Source organism: Providencia sp. PROV188 (assembly GCF_027595165.1).
Lineage (GTDB): Bacteria > Pseudomonadota > Gammaproteobacteria > Enterobacterales > Enterobacteriaceae > Providencia > Providencia lanzhouensis.
Window position 1 is genome coordinate 808,198 of the sequence record NZ_CP097291.1, and the last position, 24,481, is coordinate 832,678.

General features: G+C 41.9%; 17 protein-coding genes, 1 tRNA gene and 1 other RNA gene. 13 read left to right on the forward strand and 6 right to left on the reverse strand.

Going from position 1 to position 24,481, the window contains the following annotated elements; translation table 11 throughout:
• Positions 1 to 149: 149 nt before the first annotated feature.
• Entirely contained in the window at positions 150 to 1,016 is an 867-nt protein-coding gene (gene tesB, locus M5X66_RS03530; RefSeq protein WP_036953936.1) for an acyl-CoA thioesterase II, read from the reverse strand.
• A 238-nt stretch (positions 1,017 to 1,254) separates the two neighbouring features.
• Here tesB and M5X66_RS03535 point away from each other — a divergent pair, with 238 nt between their 5' ends.
• Positions 1,255 to 1,713: a YbaY family lipoprotein gene (locus M5X66_RS03535; protein WP_036953939.1), complete on the forward strand. Its 459-nt coding sequence runs from the start codon at positions 1,255 to 1,257 to the stop codon at positions 1,711 to 1,713.
• A gap of 180 nt (positions 1,714 to 1,893) precedes the next feature.
• An RNA gene (gene ffs, locus M5X66_RS03540) (signal recognition particle sRNA small type) lies at positions 1,894 to 1,990 on the forward strand.
• A 369-nt stretch (positions 1,991 to 2,359) separates the two neighbouring features.
• Here ffs and M5X66_RS03545 read toward each other — a convergent pair.
• The 4 genes from M5X66_RS03545 to gloB form a co-directional block, all read right to left on the reverse strand.
• Complete coding sequence (locus M5X66_RS03545; RefSeq protein WP_004905417.1) at positions 2,360 to 2,563, reverse strand: HHA domain-containing protein; 204 nt, start codon at positions 2,561 to 2,563, stop codon at positions 2,360 to 2,362.
• Positions 2,564 to 2,635: 72 nt separating this feature from the next.
• Entirely contained in the window at positions 2,636 to 3,004 is a 369-nt protein-coding gene (tomB, locus tag M5X66_RS03550) for an Hha toxicity modulator TomB (protein WP_270103878.1), read from the reverse strand.
• Positions 3,005 to 3,531: 527 nt separating this feature from the next.
• Positions 3,532 to 4,911, reverse strand: a complete 1,380-nt coding sequence (gene mltD / locus M5X66_RS03555) for a murein transglycosylase D (protein WP_108479260.1) — start codon at positions 4,909 to 4,911, stop codon at positions 3,532 to 3,534.
• Between the two features lie 82 nt (positions 4,912 to 4,993).
• Complete coding sequence (gene gloB / locus M5X66_RS03560; protein WP_270103879.1) at positions 4,994 to 5,746, reverse strand: hydroxyacylglutathione hydrolase; 753 nt, start codon at positions 5,744 to 5,746, stop codon at positions 4,994 to 4,996.
• Between the two features lie 34 nt (positions 5,747 to 5,780).
• Here gloB and M5X66_RS03565 point away from each other — a divergent pair, with 34 nt between their 5' ends.
• On the forward strand, positions 5,781 to 6,506 hold the full coding sequence (locus M5X66_RS03565) for a class I SAM-dependent methyltransferase (RefSeq protein WP_036953950.1): 726 nt from the start codon (positions 5,781 to 5,783) through the stop codon (positions 6,504 to 6,506).
• Positions 6,507 to 6,518: 12 nt separating this feature from the next.
• Here M5X66_RS03565 and rnhA read toward each other — a convergent pair whose 3' ends face one another.
• Positions 6,519 to 6,989: a ribonuclease HI gene (gene rnhA / locus M5X66_RS03570; RefSeq protein ID WP_036953952.1), complete on the reverse strand. Its 471-nt coding sequence runs from the start codon at positions 6,987 to 6,989 to the stop codon at positions 6,519 to 6,521.
• Between the two features lie 54 nt (positions 6,990 to 7,043).
• Between rnhA and dnaQ the strand changes: the two genes are divergently transcribed.
• From dnaQ to pgk, 10 genes are all read left to right on the forward strand, one after another.
• Complete coding sequence (gene dnaQ, locus M5X66_RS03575; protein WP_036953954.1) at positions 7,044 to 7,805, forward strand: DNA polymerase III subunit epsilon; 762 nt, start codon at positions 7,044 to 7,046, stop codon at positions 7,803 to 7,805.
• Between the two features lie 122 nt (positions 7,806 to 7,927).
• Positions 7,928 to 8,004, forward strand: a tRNA-Asp gene (locus M5X66_RS03580).
• Positions 8,005 to 9,092: 1,088 nt separating this feature from the next.
• Positions 9,093 to 9,602 carry an OmpA family protein gene (locus M5X66_RS03585; RefSeq protein WP_036953956.1) on the forward strand — a complete coding sequence of 170 codons (510 nt, stop codon included), beginning with the start codon at positions 9,093 to 9,095 and terminating at the stop codon, positions 9,600 to 9,602.
• Between the two features lie 65 nt (positions 9,603 to 9,667).
• Complete coding sequence (locus tag M5X66_RS03590) at positions 9,668 to 14,569, forward strand: Ig-like domain-containing protein (protein ID WP_270103880.1); 4,902 nt, start codon at positions 9,668 to 9,670, stop codon at positions 14,567 to 14,569.
• Positions 14,570 to 14,651: 82 nt separating this feature from the next.
• Positions 14,652 to 15,911: a TolC family protein gene (locus tag M5X66_RS03595; protein WP_051422719.1), complete on the forward strand. Its 1,260-nt coding sequence runs from the start codon at positions 14,652 to 14,654 to the stop codon at positions 15,909 to 15,911.
• 3 nt (positions 15,912 to 15,914) lie between these two features.
• A complete protein-coding gene (locus tag M5X66_RS03600; protein ID WP_154609947.1) occupies positions 15,915 to 18,131 on the forward strand; it encodes a type I secretion system permease/ATPase in 2,217 nt (738 codons plus the stop codon).
• A gap of 1 nt (position 18,132) precedes the next feature.
• A complete protein-coding gene (locus tag M5X66_RS03605) occupies positions 18,133 to 19,368 on the forward strand; it encodes an HlyD family efflux transporter periplasmic adaptor subunit (RefSeq protein WP_154600417.1) in 1,236 nt (411 codons plus the stop codon).
• Between the two features lie 481 nt (positions 19,369 to 19,849).
• Positions 19,850 to 21,844, forward strand: a complete 1,995-nt coding sequence (gene tkt / locus M5X66_RS03610) for a transketolase (RefSeq protein WP_108479489.1) — start codon at positions 19,850 to 19,852, stop codon at positions 21,842 to 21,844.
• 337 nt (positions 21,845 to 22,181) lie between these two features.
• Complete coding sequence (epd, locus tag M5X66_RS03615; protein WP_036953966.1) at positions 22,182 to 23,201, forward strand: erythrose-4-phosphate dehydrogenase; 1,020 nt, start codon at positions 22,182 to 22,184, stop codon at positions 23,199 to 23,201.
• Positions 23,202 to 23,304: 103 nt separating this feature from the next.
• Positions 23,305 to 24,468: a phosphoglycerate kinase gene (pgk, locus tag M5X66_RS03620; RefSeq protein ID WP_036953968.1), complete on the forward strand. Its 1,164-nt coding sequence runs from the start codon at positions 23,305 to 23,307 to the stop codon at positions 24,466 to 24,468.
• Positions 24,469 to 24,481: the final 13 nt, after the last annotated feature.

Genomic DNA, 24,481 nt, shown 5'->3' on the forward strand with positions numbered 1-24,481 from the left:
TACTGACATACTTTATGTTGAATTGACGAGTTGATTAAGTTACTAAGCAAGGAAAAGCCTCACAATTAGGAATTCCTATATAGTTGAGGCTTTTCTTGTCTTAAAGTTAGTAACGACTTACTTTTTTCGGGCTGATATAAATCGGAACATTATCGAGGTTTTCTTTTACGAATGACCCCTTCTTGTACTGTTGTTGCCACTAAATCCCCTTGCTGATTATAAATTTGCCCTTTAACAAAACCACGCCCGCCAGAAGCAGAAGGGCTTTCAATGGCATAAAGTAACCATTCATCGAGGCGATAAGGGCGATGGAACCACATTGAATGGTCAATCGTTGCCACTTGTAAATCGCGTTCCATAAACCCACGTCCATGAGGCTGTAATGCTGCAGGAAGGAAATTGTAATCCGATGCGTAGCCTAACAAGTAATCATGCAACTCTGGTGTATTGGGGAGTTCTCCTTTCGCTTTAAACCAAATATAGCGAAATGGTTCTTGAGGTGCGCTATCAAACGGGCTATAGAACTGAATCGGGCGAAACTCGAAAGGATTAGGGCGCAGTGCATATTTTTTGACAGCATCGGGAAGCTGATCTGCGAAGCGTTGAATGATTTCATCTTGTGAAATCAATTGCTCTGGCGCGGGGACATCGGGCATTAGATTTTGATGGTTAAATCCATCTTCATGTTCTTGAAATGAGGCCGTCATAAAGAAGATCGGTTTACCATTTTGAATGGCACTAATACGGCGTGTACTAAAACTACCACCATCACGCAAAATTTCTACATCGTAGACAATCGGTTTTTGGCTATCACCTGGACGCAGAAAATAGCTATGAAATGAGGTTATGATGCGATCTTCGGGAGTGGTTTGTTTCGCTGCATACATCGCTTGTCCAACAACCTGTCCACCAAAAACTTGTGGTAAACCAAGATCTTCACTTTGCCCCCGAAAAATACCTTCTTCAATTTTTTCGAGTTTTATTAGGCTAATTAAGTTTTGTAATTCTGTGCTCATAGTTACCTTGAAGATGGTTAAAAAATATCAGATGTCGCTATTTTCCCATTAATCCACAGAAATAGGTAGGTAGTTTGTGTACGGATTAATTGACAATCGTTTTTGGTTACAATTTGAAATATAATTTCATTATTTAATTTGTATTAGATATAATTTTCTAAGTTTAGATAAACTCTAATATATCAAGAATAATCATATTAAAATGTCTAATTAAATCAAAATATTATAGGTAATTATAATGACATTCTATCGCTACATGATTAGTTCGTTGATACTTATTTTCTTAGTAGGGTGTGAAGGGAACAACGCCAATCCCCCTGAAAAAAGGGTAAAAGGGAAAAGTAATCGCGAAAATCAGCAAGTAGACATCGGTACGATTAGCGGAAATATCCTTATTGCTAAAAATAAAGGGTTATCTGAAAACGTGGATATTACAGTCACCATGGTAGATAACTCATTTGTTGAGTTGCCAGCGCTGATATTATCTCAAAAGCACTATACTAACTTGAACAATCAAGTGACGCTTCCGTATCAACTGACATACCACAAAAATGAAATAAGAAACCAAGCTAAAATCACGGTTAGTGCGACGTTACACGCTGATGGAAAATTAATCTATATTACAGAATCGTCGACTGAAGTGATCAATAATGGCATGGTTGAAAATATTGATTTACTTTTGGTTCCTGCTAACTAGCGGCTGGTTCTTATTAGTAAGTGTTAATTCCTACCAATATTTATTGTTCATACCAATCTGTATTAAATAACCCTTCAGATTTTTGTGTAATAAAACAGCACTTGATCGCCACTTTCTTGCTATTTAGCTATCTATCAAGCATAATGCCCGTGCTTTGAAAGAAGCAATCAATGGGGGCTCTGTTGGTTCTCCCGCAACGCTAACTTGTTAACTAGGTCAGGTCCGGAAGGAAGCAGCCATAGCAGGGGTCGTGTGTGCCGGGATGTCGCTGGCAGGGCTCCCACCCAATATTAAGCCCTCTCTTAATCTCCATATCCCTGTTTCATCAATCAAATGTTCAGTAGAGATAATCATTGCCTTTTAGCTATGCTTTCTTGTTATTATCGTGCTTAGTTTACTATATTTTAATAATAAGAAATTGATTGCTATTCTTAATTGGTATTTACAATGGTTAAATTGATATTGAAATAGCTATTATCGCATGAAATGTTAAATTAATTGGGATTAGGGAAAGGTGAAAATAAAAGGATATAAAGAGGCTGCCAGTATTCAGTGAATACTAACTAAGATAAATAAGGAATTTTCATTGAGCCGATAAAGTATTACCGGCTATAACCATTCACTATCTATGCGTGTAAATAAGTATTTATCTAACAAACTTCCAAACAGATGCTGGGATTTTATCGTAAAGTTTATTCATAGTGAGTTCGGCAAGACGATGATCAGCTGCGGAGTAAAATAACTCTAATTCATCATCAGATAACTCATACTTATTTTTTTCAATAACGCGCTCAAGTGTTTCAATAGTGGTGCATTTTCTTAAACGCATCAGATAATCGGATTTGGTCATAACGCCCTTTCTTTATGTGTCGATAACCTAAAATGTACTATAGGATAGTGAAATTAAAGGTAAATGGTGATTCTATGTCTTACTTGTCAGGCATTTTAGATCATCATCGAGCACTGTGACAAGATTTTGATTCATACTTTCCCAGTCAATGATTTCGCTGAAAGTAATTACTGGGCTGCCAAATAAATTATATGTCTCGTCAAGATACTCTTCAACAAGAGAAATAACGAGATTTTCTTTCGGATACTTGATTTTGAATCGCCAGACAAAAGCTGCAATATGCTCAACGAGCTCATTGAGGCTGATGCTTTGTGCCGAACTAAGATCATTTACCCAATGGGTGTTTGTTTTTTGTAAACTTGATATTGCGTCTCTATTCAAACTGTTACACAGATATTTTAATTCGGCTATATCATGTTTCTTGGGTGAGTATTCATCCATAATCACCTCCATGGGCGAATCTGACTTTTACTTTGCGTATTTTTGTATCAAAAATAATGTCACATCAACTAAATATAAGCATCTGTTTTCAATATAAACAAACATGGTTAGTATATTGATAAATATAAGATTATCACTAATTGAGAGAGTTTTAGGTTGTCACTAATATAAAAGTAATATTCAAATATAAACTGATTGCTCAGATTGCTTTCGCCACATCAATAATAATAGCACTTTTATTTCATAAGTCACCACCCAATAATGACTTTTTTAAGCAGGGAATCGTAAGGGGAAACTAGGAAAAATCGGGATAATTATTTTTTCTATCACACCCTAATCAAGAATGTAAATGATATTGTGCGATTTCGGCAATTAAGTGTATTTGATGATATGTTACAACTCAAATTGTGATCCAGATTGATATCGAGATTAAGGCTAATTAAATAGTTTATTTCTAATCATTGAAATTTATTTAATATAAAATCCCCTAAGGTTTAACCTTTATGGGGATTTTTGAAATATTTAATTTAAAGATATAAATTCAATGTAACACCTGGCTTTAAATCTGCCATTTTAACACCTGAGTTCCAATTCATCAGGTCGTTAAGTTTAATTCCATGACGCTTAGCAATACTGTAATAAGTATCGCCTTTTCTGACTTTGTAAGTTCCACCTTTACGATTATTGCTGGTCGGCGTCGTACCTGAAATTTTTAATGTTTGTCCTGGAACGATGTTCGCTTTAGCTGTTTTTAACCCATTTAGCTGTTGGATATTCTTAGCTGTTGTATTGAATTTTTTAGCAATGCTTGCGATAGATTCACCTTTGCGAACTTTATAACTAAAGGTTTTAGCTTGCTTTGAGTTCGCTTTTGCTGTCTGGATGTTACTCGCCGCGGCTTGCGCATAACGATTTTGTGCTACTGCGTTGCGAATATCATTTAATACGTCTTGATCCGTCAGTGAAACTTTTAGCTGCTCAGCTTTTGCTGTTGGCAACATAATATAATGTGGACCATTTGGCGACGTAACGCCTCGGGTATAACCCGAATTATAGGTTTTAATAGATTCTTCCGTTAAACCTGTTAATTCAGCTGCTTGAGTCAATGTGATTTGTTGTCCCACATCAACTTGCGTTAACCCTCTATTCTTATTACTTTTTGGTAACCTGACTTGATAGCGTTCTGGTTGTCTCAGCACTTGGCTAAGCGCAAGGATCTTTGGAACATATTGTTTGGTTTCTTTTGGTAATTGAAGAGACCAAAAATCTGTTGGTAAGCCAGCAGCTTCATTCTTTTTAATCGCGTTTTGAACGCAACCTTCACCGCAGTTATAAGCAGCAAGTGTGAGCTCCCAATCGTGACCGAACATAATATTCAGATTCTCAAGGAGATCTAAAGCCGCTTTTGTGGATGTCACAACATCACGGCGTTCATCAACCCATTGTGTCTGTTTTAGCCCATATGAACGTGCAGTAATGGGAACGATTTGCCAAAGACCTGCCGCTTGCGCGGGAGAGGTGGCTTTAGGATTATATGAACTTTCAATGACAGGAATTAAGGCTAATTCCATTGGTAAGTTACGATCATTGATTTCATCTACAATTAAGTACATGTAAGGCTCAGCTCTTACTGCCACATCATAGATAAAACTTTGTTTATTGGAGTAACTATTGGCCATTTCCCGAATTGTTGCGTTTTCGGGGATATCCATCTTCAGCTCACCACTAATATAACCCCAAAGGTCATGATCGACTTTGGAAACCTGTCTACTTGCTGCTTGGTTATGGGATGCAACAGTGTCAATTGAGTGGTTGGCTGAAGATTTTGGTTGCTTAACGGTGACTTTAGAAGTGCCTTGACAGCCCGCAAGCAAAACAATGGCGATGAGGGTCGCGATTATCTTCATTAGCTCTGTTTTTCTTTGTTTTTAATGTTTAAAAGTTGACCAGATAATACTGGCTTTAGCTGTTATTGACAATAATTATACATCAATATTCATCTTTTAATTGGCGTAATAATGTAAAAACTGCTCGTAATGATGGATTTGTCATATTAATGTTCAGTTTTTGTTGTAATTCAGGGTTATCGCACTGTAAAAAAATGTTGATATTTTTCTCTATTTTCAATGTGCTAGGTACTGTTGCTTGCTGATTATTGCGCAAAGTTCTTACTTTTTCGGAATAATTCGTAATTGTCTCATTTTCAGGCCAAATATGATGAGCAAATTGTAAATTAGACTGCGTATATTCATGTGCACAGCAGACGAGAGTATCATCAGGAAGTGCTGCGATTTTTTGAATCGATTGATACATTTGATCGGGGGTACCCTCGAAAATCCGCCCACAACCGGCTGAAAATAATGTATCACCACAAAATAGGTAAGGAGCTTGGTAAAAACCAATATGTCCAAGTGTGTGACCCGGGAGACCAATGACTTGAAAATTGAAGTCATCAATAATGACGAAATCGCCATCACATACCAGCTCTGTCGCCCCTTTAACTAAGGTTTCTTGGGGGCCAAATACGGGGAGTTTTGGATATTGAGCAATAATAGCTTTTACACCCTGAGTATGGTCGTTATGATGATGGGTGAGTAAAATTGCAACAGGGGTCAATTGGTTAGCCGTTAATATTGAGAGAACCGCCTCTGACTCAGCAGGGTCAACGATGATACACTGCGGGTTGTTTGCTAGTAGCCAAATGTAATTATCATTTAACGCTGGTACTCGAATTAACTCCATAATCAACCTCGATCCGATTTTTAAGGGGAATGTTATGAAACCTGCGCGTATTGAAGAAAAGATTCAAATGCCCGCCAGTTGGTCTGATATTCCTTTTGGTGAACACTATCGCCAAGCCTTGGAAGCCCAGTTAGCGCCTTGGTGGCAAAAAATGTTTGGTTTTCACCTGCTTAAATTAGGTCATTTGAGTACAGAAATCCACACTAAAGAGTGCATGATCCCTCATCAATTCACGCTAGGTGAAGATCCTCACGTATTTGATGTCGCGGCAAATCCCGAAGCTTTGCCTTTTGCGGATAAGACAATTGATGCCTGCTTAATGCCTCATTTACTTGCTTATAGCCATGATCCACATTGGATCTTACGGGAAGTGGATCGGGTATTGATCGATGATGGTTGGCTGATTTTATCGGGATTTAACCCATTCAGCTTAGCTGGAATGGCTAAATTAGTACCGATTTTACGTAAGCAGCAGCCTTACTGTAGCCGTTTTTTCCCTTCTCTCCGGGTATTTGATTGGCTAGGGTTACTCAATTATGAGGTGCTATATCACCGAAATTGCCAAGTGTTACCTTGGATCTCATCGGAAAAACGGGTAAATAAACGTTGTGGTGGAATTGGCGTGATCAGCGTGATCGTTGCAAGAAAACGTACATATCCATTAACGCCAACGCCCTTGAAATTTAAGCAACCTAAAGTGAAAATTTCAACAGCGCTGGGCGCAACGAAAGAAATCAGTAAATCGAAGCAACTTCGTTAAATCTGAACCTGGCTATTCTTGAGTTGGTTGGTAGCCTGTATCTTCTTTTGTTGGCGCATTGGCGGCGGCGCGAGCTAATTCATCACATTTTTCATTCTCAGCATGACCAGCATGACCTTTCACCCAGCGCCAATCGATAGTATGGCGTGTAATTGCTTGGTCGAGACGCTTCCAAAGATCCACATTGACCACTGGCGATTTATCCGCCTTTTTCCATTGACGGCGTTTCCAATTGTGGATCCACTGAGTGATCCCTTGGCGTACATATTGGCTATCGGTGGTCAGAATAATATCGCAAGGTCGGGTCAGCGACTCTAAAGCAACGATTGCCGCGAGTAATTCCATGCGATTATTGGTGGTGAGGAAAAAACCATCACTGAGTGTTTTCTCATGTTGCTGATAACGAAGTACGATACCGTATCCGCCGGGTCCTGGGTTACCTAAACAAGACCCATCAGTGAAAATTTCTACCTGCTTTGTCATTTCTGTTACACTCTTCCTTATTCATCAACTTCTAGTTTGACACAAAAAAACATTATGAGCACGGCGATAACCCGACAAATTGTCCTCGATACTGAAACCACAGGTATGAACAAGCTTGGTGTTCATTATGAAGGGCACAATATCATTGAAATTGGTGCCGTAGAGGTGATTAATCGCCGCTTAACAGGTCGCAATTTTCATGTCTACATCAAACCAGACCGTCTCGTTGACCCAGAAGCTTTCGAAGTCCACGGAATCAGTGATGAATTTTTGCAAGACAAACCGGTATTTGCCGATATAGCCGATGAATTTATCGAATTTATTCGCGGTGCAGAACTCGTCATTCACAATGCACCCTTCGATATCGGATTTATGGACTACGAGTTTCGCAAGCTCAACAGAGGCATTCCTCCAACCTCAGAATTCTGTACTATTACCGACAGCTTAGTATTAGCTCGTAAGATTTTCCCCGGTAAACGTAATAACTTAGACGCCTTATGTGATAGATACCTTATCGATAACTCCAAGCGAACATTGCACGGAGCTTTACTCGATGCCGAGATCCTCTCTGACGTCTACTTAGCGATGACAGGGGGGCAGACCTCTCTTGCATTTTCAATGGAATCTGAATCCAGCAATACAGAACAGACCAATGAAATTCAACGTATTGAGCGTCCAGTAAGTGGATTAAAAATTATTTATGCTTCTGATGAAGAAATTGCAGAGCATGAAGCCCGCTTAGATATTGTGGATAAAAAAGGGGGGAAACCCTGTTTATGGCGGCAAACTGAGCAAGATGACGAAACCCTTCATTAAGGGCGACAGTTTTGTGATCTAATAAGGCTAAAAACTGCTCAACCGTACGATTTTTCAAGAAAAAGAGTTGACTGTCATATCAAGTATTCGTAATATGCTTGGCGTTCCCAGTAGGGAACTTCGGAGCGGTAGTTCAGTTGGTTAGAATACCTGCCTGTCACGCAGGGGGTCGCGGGTTCGAGTCCCGTCCGTTCCGCCAATTTATTAAGCCCTGAGTCTTACGACTCGGGGCTTTTTTTGCTTCAAAATTCCCCATTACATGACATCTCCAGCCTTTGGATGTACATGCCTCAATTCGCTCTTACACTCATTCTCACCCTTACAGGGGAAAGCTAGGTGGTTTATTACAGCCAATTCTGTTTTCTGTACTCACGGGGGGCATATACAGTCATCAAATTATTTATAGGAACGATAATTAATCCTATTATCGATAGACGTTATTACTGAGATATTGTTATTTTCGATTATTGAAATAGGAACCATCAATGTATATTAAATTAACATTTCATTTTACGAACTAAGAATAATTCCTATGTGAATTGGGAATTATAAGGGAATATTCTTAGTTTATATTCAAATATTGAATTTAAGTGAAATTATGAAAATTAATAGATGATATATATTACTAATTATGGGCTCTGACTATTTTGAAGGCGATTAAATGATAAAGGTATTTAATTAGAATGCGATAAACTTATATTTTACACGCAGCGGGAGTATTTCGTGATAATAAGTTATTTACTCGTATTAAGGTATTTTTACCAGAATGTTAATAGGCATTAACACCGCCTATAGACCCCTCTTTTAGGATGGTTTTAACTTAGATATAAATTCTTTGTATTTATATATATATAGAATTTAAGTTTTATTTTTATCAATTTTATGGTTTTTATGCTCACGCACTATATGAGTTAGAAAAATAAATAATTTTTTAACATGTAAATTATTTCAATAAAAACAGTATATTATGAATCAATTGATAGAATAGCGACTAAAACTGATAGCATTTCTTTGGATTGGTAAAATTCGGGGGAGTAAAATTGACGCATATCAACTTTGAACGATATAATGCTGAAGTTTTCATCATGTAACAAAATGCTTCAGGTACCCATTTAATGGGTTAAATTGAAGCAAAAATAATTATAAGCATTTTATTTTTAAGCTGGAGACTAAATGATTTCCAGCTTTAGTATTTATTCAAATCACTACGATATTTATTCTCTCTAATATTACGTAGAGGGATTTTGCTTTGCATAAATTAAACACCATAGCGTTGAAAGGATTAATATGAAAAAGATCACTAGCGTTGTAATACTATTATGTATTGCAGCATTGACGGGTTGTGTGCGTAATGAAGGATTGCACGGGTATAATAACGAAACATGGAAGAATAAGAATATTCTTAAAGAAAGCAAGGAAGTTGAAAGTAATAAAGCATTAGTCTCTTTCTATAGAATAGATAATCAAGTTGAAGGGAAAACAATTAATATATTTGTGAATAAACAGTACCTCACTTCATTAGAGCCTAATGCGACTAAACAAATTAAATTATGCTCTGGAAACAACAATTTCACTGCATATAAGACAGATGTTAGCGAGCGCTATAATACCAAATTAAACGAAATCGATAATAAGCCACTAGAGCCAGGCAAATCCTATGCATTCTTGGTTACTGAAACCAATGGAACAGTATCATTAAAACCAATGACAGAAAAAGAAGTTAATGAATTTAAAGGGAAAGTTAGCACCCAGGTTCATACTTTACCTCGTGTGGATGTAGCTCAAAGCTGCCAATAATTAACACGATTTTAAACTAAATTTAATTCAATAAATAATTGTCCGATACGAGGCAATGGATAACTATGTCTATTAAAAAAATATCAATTAAAGTTAATAATAGCAAAGAGACGATTGAGCAATATTCTGTTACTGGTGGGGAAAACGGTGCAGGACAATTAAAACAACCACTGCATATTAATGCACAAAAAGATGTAAATTATTTATTAATTGATGAAAGTACACAATTCGCACCAGAAAACATTGCGGTTAAGCGTGTTGATAAAAATCTTGTCATCGCATTTGAAGGCGGCGATGTAGAAAGTCCTGATTTAATTATCGAAAATTACTTTGCTGAGAATGGCGCCATTGGTTATCAAGAAGGCGATGCAAACCTCATTATTGGTCAATATGAAAATGGCCAATACTTCCCATACGTTCCGGAAAGTGCAGTAAAAGCAGATGCAATCAGCCAGTTAGCTGACGGTCAAGCGGCTGGACAAGCTATTGGTGGCGATGCATTACCTCCATTGTGGGCATTTAACCCATGGTGGTTAGCTGCACTGGTTCCTCTTATTGGTATTCCTGCTGTGGCAATCAGTGGCGGCGGTGGTGGTGGCGGTCACTCTAAAGTTGTCGACCATGCACCTATCGCGGGTGATGACTCTGCACATGCAAAACATAATACTCCTGTTACTATCCATGTTACTGCGAATGACAGTGATGTTGATGGCGACTTAAATCCAAACTCTATTCGTATTGTTAAAGAAGGTTCTAAAGGAACCGTGACAATCGGTAAAGATGGAAAGATTATCTATACACCAAATAAAGGTGAATATGGCGTTGATACCATCACTTATGTGGTGAAAGATCGTGCAGGTCATGAGTCGAATGTTGCTACCATCACTGTAAAAATTGACGCGGCTCCAGAAGCGAAAGACGATTCTGCAGCAACCAAAGAATCTAAACCTGTCACCATCGATATGGAAAATAACTACTCCGATAAAGACGGGGATGTTGACCATAGCTCTTTAGCGATTAAAACCAATGGTGGCAAAGGTTTCGCGAAGTTTGTTAATGGTAAGTTAGTGTACCAGCCGAATAAAGGCGAAGTGGGTACTGACACCATCACTTATACCGTGACAGATAAAAACGGTAACGTCTCTGAAGATGCGACGATCACCATCAACATCGATGCGCCACCAGTAGCGAACGACGACTCAGCTAAAGCCAACAAGGCAACGCCAGTTGAATTAGATGTTTTGGATAATGATACCGATCTCGACGGTGATATTGACCCAACAACATTAGTTGTTGTGGGTGAACCAACCAAAGGCACCGTCAAAGTGGTTGATGGTAAGCTGGTGTACACCGCGAACCCAGATGCCATGGGTCAAGATACGATTACGTATCTGGTCAAAGATAAAAATGGCAACGTGTCTAATAAAGCGACTGTGACCATTGATATCACTGAGCCGCCAGTTGCCAATGAAGATAAAGCCGATACTCGCCACAATACCCCAGTTGAAATTGATGTCACAGCGAACGATACTGACCTCGACGGTGATTTAGATAAAAACAGCGTAGTGATCACTCAGCCGGGCACCAAAGGCACCGTGACCATCGGCGAAGATGGCAAGCTGATCTATACCCCAAATCCAGGGGCAACGGGCACAGACACCATCACTTATACCGTGAAAGATAAGAACGGTAACGTCTCCAACGAAGCAACGGTGACTATTAACATTGATGCGCCACCAGTGGCAGGCAATGATGTTGCCGATACGCGCCACAATACGCCCGTTGAAATCGATATCACCGCGAACGATACCGATCTTAATGGTGATCTGGACAAAAACAGCGTAGTGATCACCCAGCCGGGCAGTAAAGGCACGGTCACCATCGGTGAAGATGGCAAGCTGATCTTCACCCCAAATCCAGGGGAAACGGGTACCGACACCATCACTTATACCGTGAAAGATAAGAACGGTAACGTGTCGAATGAAGCGACGGTAACTATCAATATCGATGCACCGCCAGTAGCAGTTGATGATACAGCGGCCACCAAAGAATCGGTGCCGGTGACCATTGACGTGTTGGTCAATGACACCGATTTAGACAAAGATATCGACCCAAGCACGTTGGTGATCAAGACCAATGGCAGCAAAGGGACGGCAACTATTGTTGACGGCAAGTTGGTTTATACCCCACATGCGGGTGAAGTGGGCACGGATACCATCACGTACCAAGTGTTTGATAAAAACGGCAACGTGTCGAATGAAGCGACGGTAACTATCAATATCGATGCACCACCAGTAGCAGTTGATGATACAGCGGCGACCAAAGAATCGGTGCCGGTGACCATTGACGTGTTAGCCAACGACACCGATTTAGACAAAGACATCGACCCAAGCACGCTGGTGATCAAGACCAATGGCAGCAAAGGGACGGCAACTATTGTTGACGGCAAGTTGGTTTATACCCCACATACGGGTGAAGTGGGCACGGATACCATCACGTACCAAGTGTTCGATAAGAACGGTAATGTCTCCAATGAAGCGACGGTGACAGTCGATATCGACGCGGCGCCAGTGGCAGTTGATGACTCAGCAAAAGCCAACAAAGCGACACCTGTTGAGATTGATGTACTCGGTAATGATACTGACTTAGATAATGATATCGATCCAAATACGTTAGCAGTTGTTGAGCAGCCATCACAAGGCACTGTGAGTATTGTGAACGGCAAGCTGGTGTACACACCGAATGCGGATGCGAAGGGTACGGACACCATCACTTACACAGTGAAGGATGCTAACGGTAATGTTTCCAATAAAGCGACCGTGACCATTGTAATCAATGAACCCCCCGTTGCTGGTGATGACCATGGTCAAACTAAGCAAGGTGTTCCGACAATTATTGATGTGTTGATTAATGACAAAGATCCTGATGGAGAGTTGGATAAATCAACCCTGCATATTGAAAAGAATGGCAGCAAAGGTACCGCGACGTTTGATGCAGATGGCAAACTGATTTATACACCAAAACCAGGTGCTACAGGCCAAGATACCATCACTTATACCGTGAAAGATAAGGATGGCAGCATCTCAAATACAGCGACTGTCACTATTGATATTACACCAACGCAAACGACACCGACGGAAGTCTTCGAGAAAGGCTTAAGAACGGATGGAACTGCGGGTGATAAATCGCCTGTGACTGTGCATGGCGTTATTGAGTTATCTAATCCAACAGATAAACCAACAACTCCAAGCGATATTAAGATCATTGAGCCGACAACCAAGCTGACTTCAGGTGGAGAACCTATTTCATGGGAATCTACTGACAATGGTTTTGTGGGTAAAACACCAAATGGAAAAGAAGTGATTTCCGTTAAAGTGACAGATACCCCAACCGCAGATGGCAGCACAAAGGTTAATTATGAAGTTAATCTCAAAGGCCTTGTTGATCATCCAGCAGGCAAAGACTCTCTGAATATTGATTTTGGTGTGAAAAATGGCACCGATGAAGTGAAAACTGAAATCGTGGTTCATGATGATAAGCCTGAAGCCTCGAATGTTGAATTATCAGTAGAACCACCAGTTGAAAATACCTTTTATGCTAACTTGATTATCTCGTTAGATTTGTCCAGTAGCATGGGTAGAGATGATAGTGGTATTCAAGGCGGTAACACTGCATCAGGAATGAAAACGCGATATGACGCTGCATTAGATTCAATTGATAGCGTGTTAAGTAGTTATGAAGAGCGTCTAAACAGCGCTGATGCAGGAGAAGTGCGCGTTAGCATTAATGGTTTTGCTAAGCAAGCATCGGCAATTGGTGGGGCGCCGGGTTACCCAATGGATCAACCATACTGGTGTACCATCTCTGAGGCAAAACAAATTATTGAAGGTTTACGTGGCGCTCAAACGCTACGCCCAGACTGGCATGTTATCGGTGTAGATACTAACTATGATGCAGCATTGCAGCAGGTGATCAGTATTTTCCAAAAAACATCCAGTAGTGGCATGGAACCGATTGATGCAAAAGATATTAATGGAAAACTAGATAACACATTGTTTGTGATTACTGATGGTATTCCGAACTATGGTAACCAAAGCAATAGTCAGGATCCTGTTGCTGGAAATGGTATAGCACCAACATCACCAAATGGTTTTGTCCCAGGAAGCCCAAATACTGATATTGGTGAAGATAGCTGGAAGGCTTTCTTAACAGAAAAAGGTATTCGCTCTGTGGCTATTGGTATTGGTCAAGATATGCTCAATAGCGTGGGTGGTAAAACAGGTGAAGAGTTTATTCAGCCTATCGCTTTTGATGGTCAAAAAGGCCAAAACAACGATGCTAACGACGTTATCGTTCTGAAAGATATGAGCTCTTTAGGTAACATCCTGAGCAAATATGTCCCTAATGAAAACACCATCGAAAGTAGCTTCTCAAAAGCGAATGATGGCAAGGAAACCCTGAGCTTCGGCGCGGATGGCATGAAATCTATCAGCATTGAAGTGGATGGCCACACTTACAAATACGATCCAACAACCAAGGAAATTACGTCGGATAACCTTGATAAGAGCATGTGGGTTGATTTTGGTCAGGGTGAATTAGCCGTTAAAACCGATGCGGGCGGTTTACTCTCTATCTCTTTAGGTGAGAAAAACTTTGGTCACTTAACCTATCGTCCGGGGGCAACACGTCCGACGGGAATGGAGAAAGAGACCTTTACGCTGACGTTAACCGATAACGACGGTACCAACGGTAAGTCATCAATTTCAGTGGGTATCAGTAAGTTAAAAGAGTCAGGTAACACAGGCTTGAATGATACTGATTTAACAGCCCTGAAACTGTTCTCACCAGAAAGTGCAATGGAGTTACATGGAGTAGACACCGATGTCAATGCAACATCAAGTCACTCTACTGGTTTCATGAACTCATCATTAGATGCGTTACAAGAAACTCAGAGCGCCATTATTTAAGGCTAATGATTGAGGGTTACCACGGGTAGCCCTCAATATTTTATTTCGCCAACACCAGTTTTATTTACTTTGTGCCAACTTTATGAAATCTCTAATTAATAGCATCTTAGCGTTATTCTTCGTGAAGATGCTTTTTCTTTCTGCTGTGGCAGATGTGGTTGAATTAAAAAACTTATTAAAAGATTCACTCGATAATGCCCCAGAAGTCCAAGAGGCTTATGCCAATTATCAAGCGGCACAAAGCAACGTTAGTGCAGCGGAAGCTGGGCATTACCCGGTCGTCAGTTTAATGGGAACTCAGCCTCTTGCGCAGCAACACAAATACGAAAGTAACGCGATGGAATCGGGGTTTCACCTTGGTACCAAAGCGACCATGAACATTTATGCTTGGGGTGGAATTGAAGCGGGTGTAGACCGCGAACAGTCCAAGCAAAGTTACTATGAAAACCAATATATTCTTTCTCAAGAAGATATTAGCGTGCGCATCAGTCAGCTTTATTTGCAGGTTTTACGCCACAAGGAAACCCTTGATGTGATTGATGAAAACCTCGTTCGTCATCACCAAATTGAAAAGCAACTGACCTCGATTGTTCAGCATGACTCTGGTCGAATGAGCGAATTAACGCAAGTGAAAGCGCGTACCTTAAAAGTGGAAATGAGCCGCGCTGAAACAGAAAGAAACCTGAATTTAGCCCTGAGCCAATTATCGATTTTGACTCAGCGCCAGCTAACTGTTGACCAATTTGTTGACCCATTCAGAGCCACGACTAGCGGTGCGATTTTAGCCAAATTTCAAGAAGATAATCTAGAAAATAACCCAAGTTATAAAGCCCAAGTGGCCGATGCTCAAAGCCTTGATGCCGAAGTTAAAGTCGCCAGCGCCATGAGAAAGCCAGCCCTGAATTTGGAAGTTAATGCGACGCCAGATAATAGCGAAGTTTTCTTACGTGTTTCTTGGAATATTTTTGACCAAGCGAGCTATTACAGCCAAGCACAGAAAGAGTATGCCCTGTCCGCAGCCAATGAGCGTATTAAAAAAACATTCCGTGAAATTAAAGAGATGAGCCAATCTGCGGCGATCAATATGGCGCAAAGTGAAAAACAAGGAAATATAGCCAAAGCCTATATCGCAGAGCAAAAAGTGGTGATCAGCAACTATGAAAAGCAATTTACGATCAACCGCCGCACTTTGATTGATTTGCTTGATGCGTATAACGAGCTAGCAAGTATTCAAACCAGCGCTGTTATCTTACAAAACGACTTCCGTGACGCGACACTCAATTACCTCAGTGTGCAGGCAAAAATGTCTGCATGGATGAACCAAGAATTGGCTTCTAGATAAATTATGAATATTATTAATAACCTATCTTTAGTTACCAAGCGTTTGGGTTATACCCTTTCACCAGAAATTTTATTAGCACAAACTAAACGCACGGAATCGAAATCTTTTGATTATGCCTCGCTGGCGAGTGTGTTGAACTCACACCAATTTGATAACCAGATCATTGAAATCGATCTGCATAAGATCCCGACGATTGCGGCGCCATTTCTGGTGCTATTAGCAAACAATGAATCGGTAGTGATCAGCAAAATTGAAGATGGCGAACATGGGCGTCATTTTGAGATCTTAACGGAAGAAGGTTTACGTCAAACATTAAGTGTGAAAGATCTGGCAGCGAACTACAGCGGTTACAGCTGGTTTATTAAACGCAATATTCGCTCGGAAACTCGTTCAGAAATCGATAAATACGAAACTAGCGGTTTCTGGAAAGTGATTTGGCGTTATAAAAAATATTACTACCAAGTGATCGTCGCATCATTTGTGATCAACTTATTAGCGTTAATCAGTTCCCTGTATGTGATGAACGTGTATGACCGCGTGATCCCAAACCAAGCTTACGAAACCTTATGGGTACTGACCATCGGTGTTGTGCTGGCAATTGGTTTTGAGTTTCTCGCCAAAATGTTGCGATCTTATCTATTAGATATCGCAGGGAAAAAAGCGGACATTGTGATCAGCGCGATGCTCTTCCACCGCGTGATGGGGATCCGCCTTGATAAGCGCCCAGCCTCATCGGGATCGTATGCGAACAACTTACGTGACTTCGAATCCATTCGTGAATTTATGACCAGCGCGAGTTTATTAGCCCTCGTCGATCTACCCTTTATTTTGCTGTTTATCGGCGTAATCAGCATGATTGGTGGCTACCTAGCATTAGTGCCACTGACCATTATCCCGATTGTAGTGATCGCAGGTCTTTTGATTCAAAAGCCACTGGCGAAAGGGATCAACGCCTCAATGAAAGAAACATCTCAACGCCAAGGCTTAGCGGTGGAATCCATTGAAGGGATCGAAACCTTAAAGCTGAATAATGCGGTGAATTGGGCGCAACAACGCTGGGAAATGCTTACAGAGAAAACGGCATTTTCATCCATCGCCGTGCGCAATCTAACCAATTTTATGGTCAATTTCAGTGCGGCGATGCAGCAGCTCAATACCGTCGGTTTAGTGTGCTTGGGAACTTACCTGATCCATGCGAATGATGTGAACTCGCGTATTACGATGGGGGCGCTGATCGCCAGCGTGATCTTATCTGGTCGAGCATTAGCGCCACTGGGACAAATTGCGGGTCTGGCCACACGTTTCCAATCAGCGCGTATGGCATTAGCCGGCGTACGAAATATCTTTAGCCGTCCTATCGAGCGTGAAGATCATAAAAAATACATTTCACCAACTGCAGTTCACGGGGCATTACAACTGGCGAATGTGACTTATCAATATAGTAAAGATGGGCAGCCTGCATTAAACAACATTAATTTAGAGATCAAAGCGGGAGAGAAAGTCGCGATCCTCGGCAAAATCGGTGGTGGAAAAAGTACATTACTTAAATTACTCACCGGGCTATATGAACAGCAGCAAGGGAATATTAGCTTAGATGATCTCGATATTCGCCAAATTGACCCGATTTTCCTCAGAAGCAAAGTCGGTATGCTGACGCAAAAGCCGCGTTTATTCTTCGGAACCTTACGTGAAAACTTGGATTTAGCACGTCTTGATGGCTACTCCAGCGATGACGATTTAGTGCGTGCGCTCAAACGCTTCCAGCTCGATAAAATTATTCGTCAGCATCCAGCAGGGCTTGATATGCCCCTTGGTGAAGATGGTTTAGGGCTTTCAGGTGGACAAAAACAGATGGTGGCACTGGCACAGTTAACCCTGCATAACCCAAATGTGGTGTTACTGGATGAGCCAACCACGGGAATTGATGTGGATACTGAAAAATTGGTGCTCGATGCGCTAGAGGCGTGGACGAAAGATAAAACGCTGATTGTCGTTACCCACAAGTTACCAATTTTACGTTTAGTTGACCGCATTATCGTGATGGATGAAGGCAAAATCTTAATTGATGGGCCGAAGCAGAAAGTCTTAAAAGCGTTAGGACAAACGGAGCAAGCCACTGGCACAGTTACCACAGATAAACCTGCTCCACAGTCTGCGCCGCAAGTGCGAGTCGTTTCACAGGTTAGACGCGTAATTAATAAAGAAGAAGGGGCGATTTAAAATGGATCAATATGGTAAAGCGCCAAAAGAGCATCGCACTTTTTCCAGTGACTTTTCTCATGACCTAGAATCCGTGATGAGAAAAGAGCGCAGTAACTTACTGTTTTTGCCTATTATCTTTCTGGCGTTGTTATTGACGATTTTTGTGGTCTGGGCGTATAACAGCCACTTAGAAGAGATCATTCGTGGGCAAGGAACCATTATTCCAAGTAGCCGTGAGCAAGTCATTCAAAGTATCGACCCTGGCAATATTCAAGAGATGTACGTTAAGGAAGGGGATATTGTTGAAAAAGGGCAGATTTTGCTGAAGCTGGATGATGCGCGAAGTATGGCATTATTGCGTGAAAGCCAAGCTCGAGTACAAAACCTTGAAGCCATCTCAGCGCGGTTGCAGGGAGAATCTCGCAACGAAGTTCCTGATTTTTCAAAGATAACGGATCAAGACTTAGTAGAGCGTGAAACCAATGCTTATAACGCGAAAAAAACGCAGCGTGATCAAGCTATTGCAGGCTTACGTCAAAGCAAAGGATTATTAGACCGAGAAATCGCTATTACCAAACCGCTGGCGAAAGAAGGGTTAGTTTCCAATGTGGAAATTCTGCGTATGGAAAGACAGTCCGTTGAGTTAGCGACGCAAATTAATGAACGCATGAATAACTACCTTGCGGAAGCAAACGCTGAGTTGGTGAAAGTGGAATCGGAGCTGGATCAAGCGGAAGAGACCATGAGTATGCGTGAAGATCCTGTCACTCGCTCGGAGATCCGCGCGCCCGTTCATGGCATCGTAAAAAATATTAAGATCAATACCATCGGTGGCGTCGTGAATACAGGGCAAGACATCCTTGAAATTATTCCCCTCGATGACAAATTGATGGTGGAAGCTTATATTCGCCCGCAAGACGTGGCTTTCTTAAGACCGGGAATGCCGGTGGTCGTTAAAGTCACTGCTTATGATTACGCGATTTATGGGGGCTTAAATGGAGTGGTGAAATTAATCAGCCCAGATACCTTAAGTAATGATACGCGTCGTAGTGAGTTAAAGCTTAATCCCGATGAGACGTTCTACCGAATTCTTGTCGAAACAGATACCAATTACTTGTTAGACAAAAATAACCATAAAATGGAAATCATTCCGGGTATGGTGGCATCAGTGGATATCAAAACGGGTGAGAAAAGCGTCTTTGATTACCTGATTAAGCCTATCACGCGGATGAAACAGGCGATGACAGAGCGTTAATCGCGATAAAAAAATCAAAAAGAAAGCAATGTGAAAACAAGGGCGCAAAAATGAGCGCCCTTGTTGTTTTGTGCGGGTTTACCAGTGAAAAATTTGCCAAATATCACTAATATTGCGGCTAATTACGCAAGATGCATAAATCACCTTGATCCTAAGTGGTGAACTCAGGTTTAATAAGGTCAGGCAATTGCGCAAAACGAAGAACTCAAAGGGATATTTTGCGCAATGGAAAGGATTCAGCTTGACGGTTGCGATAAAGATCCGCAGTCTGCTGTCATATTGTTTCAAATAATTGCTGTATGGATGAAATTGCGCTAGTTTCGTAGGGTCTCATCGCCAAACTTCAAGTTGTGGGTAGGTCTAATAAGCTTTTATGCACCTGCGGCTCGAATTATTGAGGCTAACTCTATAAACCGCAATGATTCCCTATTGCGTTGTGAATATTGGTTTAAGTACGTTCTATCCTACTTGGAGTATACTAATGACGACTCGTAAAACCCTTGCTAATGCTATCCGCTTTCTAAGTATGGATGCGGTTCAAAAAGCAAAATCAGGGCACCCTGGCGCACCAATGGGCATGGCTGATATTGCTGAAGTTCTTTGGCGCAACCATATGAATCATAACCCAGCAGATCCACATTGGGCTAACCGCGACCGCTTCGTACTGTCTAACGGTCACGGTTCAATGCTGATTTACAGCTTGCTGCACCTGACCGGTTATGACTTATCTATTGATGAGTTAAAGAACTTCCGTCAATTACATTCTAAAACCCCGGGTCACCCAGAATATGGTTATACGCCAGGTGTTGAAACCACTACCGGTCCTTTAGGTCAAGGTATTGCAAACGCAGTGGGTTTTGCGATTGCAGAACGTACTTTAGCGGCACAATTTAACCGCCCAGGTCATGACGTTGTCGACCACCACACTTATGTGTTCATGGGTGATGGTTGTATGATGGAAGGTATCTCCCACGAAGTCTGTTCATTAGCGGGTACCCTGAAATTAAATAAACTGGTCGCATTCTACGATGACAACGGCATCTCTATCGATGGTGAAGTTGAAGGCTGGTTTACTGATGATACCGCAGCACGTTTCGAAGCATACGGCTGGCACGTTATCCGTGACATCGATGGTCACGATGCAGATCAAATCAACGCTGCAGTGAACGAAGCTCACAAACAATCAGACAAACCAACGCTGATTATGTGCAAAACCGTTATCGGTTTTGGTTCACCAAACAAAGCAGGTACCGAAGCGGTTCACGGCGCACCTTTAGGTGATGCAGAAATCGCAGCAACTCGTGAAGCACTGGGCTGGAAATTCGGTCCATTCGAAATCCCAGCAGATATCTACCAAGCTTGGGATGCGCGTGAAGCCGGTAAAGAAAAACAGCATTCTTGGAATGAAAAATTTGCGGCATACGCAAAAGCATACCCAGAATTAGCGAAAGAATTCGAACGTCGTATGGCGGGTGAACTGCCAGCGAACTTTGATGCAGAAGCGAAAAAATTCGTTGAAAACCTGCAACAAAACCCTGCGAACATCGCAAGCCGTAAAGCATCTCAAAACGCATTAGAAGCATTTGGTAAAGTATTACCAGAATTCATGGGCGGTTCTGCGGACTTAGCGCCAAGTAACTTAACCATGTGGTCAGGTTCTAAACCTCTGAACGAAGACAAAGCGGGTAACTACATCCATTACGGTGTTCGTGAATTCGGTATGTCCGCTATCATGAACGGTATAGCTCTGCACGGCGGTTTCATCCCTTACGGCGCAACATTCTTAATGTTCGTTGAATACGCACGTAACGCAGTACGTATGGCAGCGCTGATGAAAATTCGCAGCATCTTCGTTTACACTCATGACTCTATCGGTCTGGGTGAAGATGGTCCAACGCACCAACCAGTAGAACAGCTGGCGAGCCTGCGTGTGACACCAAACATGAGCACATGGCGTCCATGTGACCAAGTAGAATCTGCGGTTGCATGGAAATATGCCATTGAGCGTAAAGATGGTCCAAGCGCACTGATTTTCTCTCGTCAAAACCTAGAACAGCAACCTCGTACCGCTGAGCAATTAGCAAATATCGAGAAAGGCGCTTATATCCTGAAAGATTGCGCAGGCACGCCTGAGCTGATCTTTATTGCAACCGGTTCTGAAGTTGAATTAGCGGTGAAAGCGGCTGACCAACTGACTGCGGAAGGTCGTAAAGTTCGCGTGGTTTCTATGCCTTCTACAGATGCATTCGACAAACAAGACGCGGCTTATCGTGAAGCCGTTCTGCCTGCAAACGTCAGTGCTCGTGTGGCTATCGAAGCGGGTATTGCAGATTACTGGTTCAAATACACTGGTCTGAATGGCGCTATCATCGGTATGCACTCATTCGGTGAATCAGCACCAGCTGATCAGCTCTACAAAGAGTTTGGCATTACGGTTGAAAACGCCGTTAAAGCTGCAAAATCTCTGCTGAAATAATTCATTTAATTGCTTGAGGTGTGTTCCGAATAAACGGTCGCGCCTCTGAAAATAAAGTGAATTAACCTAATTTACGCCTCAATATCAAGTTTGGTATTGAGGCGTTGTTTTTTTGTGCACCGTTTCTTGTTTTTCTATTGCGTTCTCTAAATATATCCCTTAATCTAAAACTTGATAAGCTGAACCGTTTCAGTTGCATTTGAAATAATGTAAATAAATTTTAAAAATGTCGAGTGAAGCACACTTTTGATGTTTGACAGTTAAAATGAGCAGTAGAGTTGGTGGTAGTCAGTTATCCTTAGCAACCGTGTGATTTTGCTCAGATACAAGGTGTAGAATGGCAATCAGGGTAGCAATAAACGGCTTCGGTCGAATTGGTCGAAGTGTTCTCAGAGCGTTATATGAATCAGGTCGCCGGGCAGAAATTGTCGTTGTTGCGGTCAATGAATTAGCGGAACCTGAAGGTATCGCTCATTTGCTGAAATATGATTCAAGTCACGGACGCTTTGCGTGGGATGTTCGCCTTAATGGCGACCAGCTACAAGTTGGAGATGACAGTATGCGTCTTTTCCATCAAGCGGATATCAGCAAGCTACCTTGGAAAGAGCTCGGTGTGGATGTGGTATTAGATTGCACGGGTGTTTACGGCTCTCGCGAAGATGGGTTAAAGCATCTGCAAGCCGGCGCGAAAAAAGTGCTTTTTTCCCATCCAGGAACCGATGATCTCGATGCGACCATTGTGTATGGTGTTAACCATGACAGCCTACAAAGAAGCGATAACATCGTTTCCAATGCATCTTGTACCACCAACTGTATTATTCCAGTCATCAAAGTGTTGGATGATGCATTTGGTATCGAGTCAGGCACAGTCACCACCATTCATGCATCCATGAATGATCAACCCGTGATTGACGCTTACCATAAAGATTTACGCAGAACGCGCGCAGCGAGCCAATCGATTATTCCTGTTGATACCAAATTAGCAGCGGGGATCACGCGAATTTTTCCAAAATTCCAAGGCAGCTTTGAAGCGATTTCTGTACGTGTTCCAACCACTAATGTCACCGCCATTGACTTAAGTGTCACTGTAGATGCGGATGTTTGTGTTGATAAAGTTAACAAGCTATTACAGAGCGCCGCGCACGGGCATTTTCGTGGTATAGTAGACTATACTGAACTACCGTTAGTCTCGATGGATTTTAATCATGATCCGCACAGCGCGATTATTGATGGCACGCAAACACGAGTTAGCGGCAAGAACTTAATCAAAACCCTGGTTTGGTGTGATAACGAATGGGGGTTTGCTAACCGGATGCTAGATACAACCCTAGCGATGGCAGCAACAGGTTTAAACTAATTGGCGCCTGACAGACAGCGGGGCACAATAGGTAAATACACTATTGACCTCCTCGCACAGTCGCTAATGAAAACTTTATAGAGAATCAACAAGAGGATTCACCATGTCTGTAATTAAGATGACCGATTTGGACTTAGCGGGTAAACGCGTTTTCATTCGTTCGGACCTAAACGTTCCTGTTAAAGACGGTAAAGTTACTTCAGATGCACGTATCCGTGCTTCATTACCAACAATTGAATTAGCGCTGAAACAAGGTGCTAAAGTCATGGTTACTTCCCACCTCGGTCGTCCGACGGAAGGTGAGTACAATGAAGAGTTTTCACTGCAACCTGTTGTTGACTATCTGGCAGAAAAATTAGACAACCCAGTTCGTTTAGTTAAAGACTACCTGAACGGTGTTGATATCGCTGCGGGCGAATTAGTTGTTTTAGAAAACGTGCGCTTTAACAAAGGCGAGAAGAAAGACGACGAAACGCTGTCTAAACAGTATGCAGCACTGTGTGATGTCTACGTTATGGATGCATTCGGTACGGCTCACCGTGCTCAAGCGTCAACGCATGGCGTGGCTAAATTCTCACCAGTTGCGTGTGCAGGCCCGTTGTTAAGCAACGAATTAGAAGCATTAGGCAAAGCGTTAGGTAACCCAGCGCGCCCAATGGTTGCTATCGTAGGCGGTTCTAAAGTTTCCACTAAACTGACGGTATTAGATTCCCTGTCTAAAATCGCTGACCAACTGATTGTGGGTGGTGGTATCGCGAATACTTTCATCGCAGCAGAAGGCAACAATGTGGGGCGTTCACTGTATGAAGCGGACCTGATCCCAGAAGCGAAAAAATTACTGGCTAACTGCCAAATCCCAGTGCCAACTGATGTTCGCGTGGCTACCGAGTTCTCAGAAACTGCTGAAGCAACACTGAAAGCAAGTAACGCTATCAAAGATGATGAGCAAATTCTGGACTTAGGTGATGAATCCGCAGAACGTCTGGCTGAAATTCTGAAAAATGCGAAAACCATTCTTTGGAACGGCCCTGTGGGCGTATTCGAATTCCCTAACTTCCGTAAGGGAACAGAAATCGTTGCTCGTGCTATCGCAGACAGTGACGCTTTCTCAATCGCTGGTGGTGGTGACACCCTAGCGGCGATCGATTTATTCGGTATCGCTGATAAGATTTCATACATTTCTACCGGTGGCGGTGCTTTCCTTGAATTCGTTGAAGGTAAAAAGCTCCCAGCCGTTGTGATGCTAGAAGAACGTGCTAAAGCGTAATTAATTTGTTCAT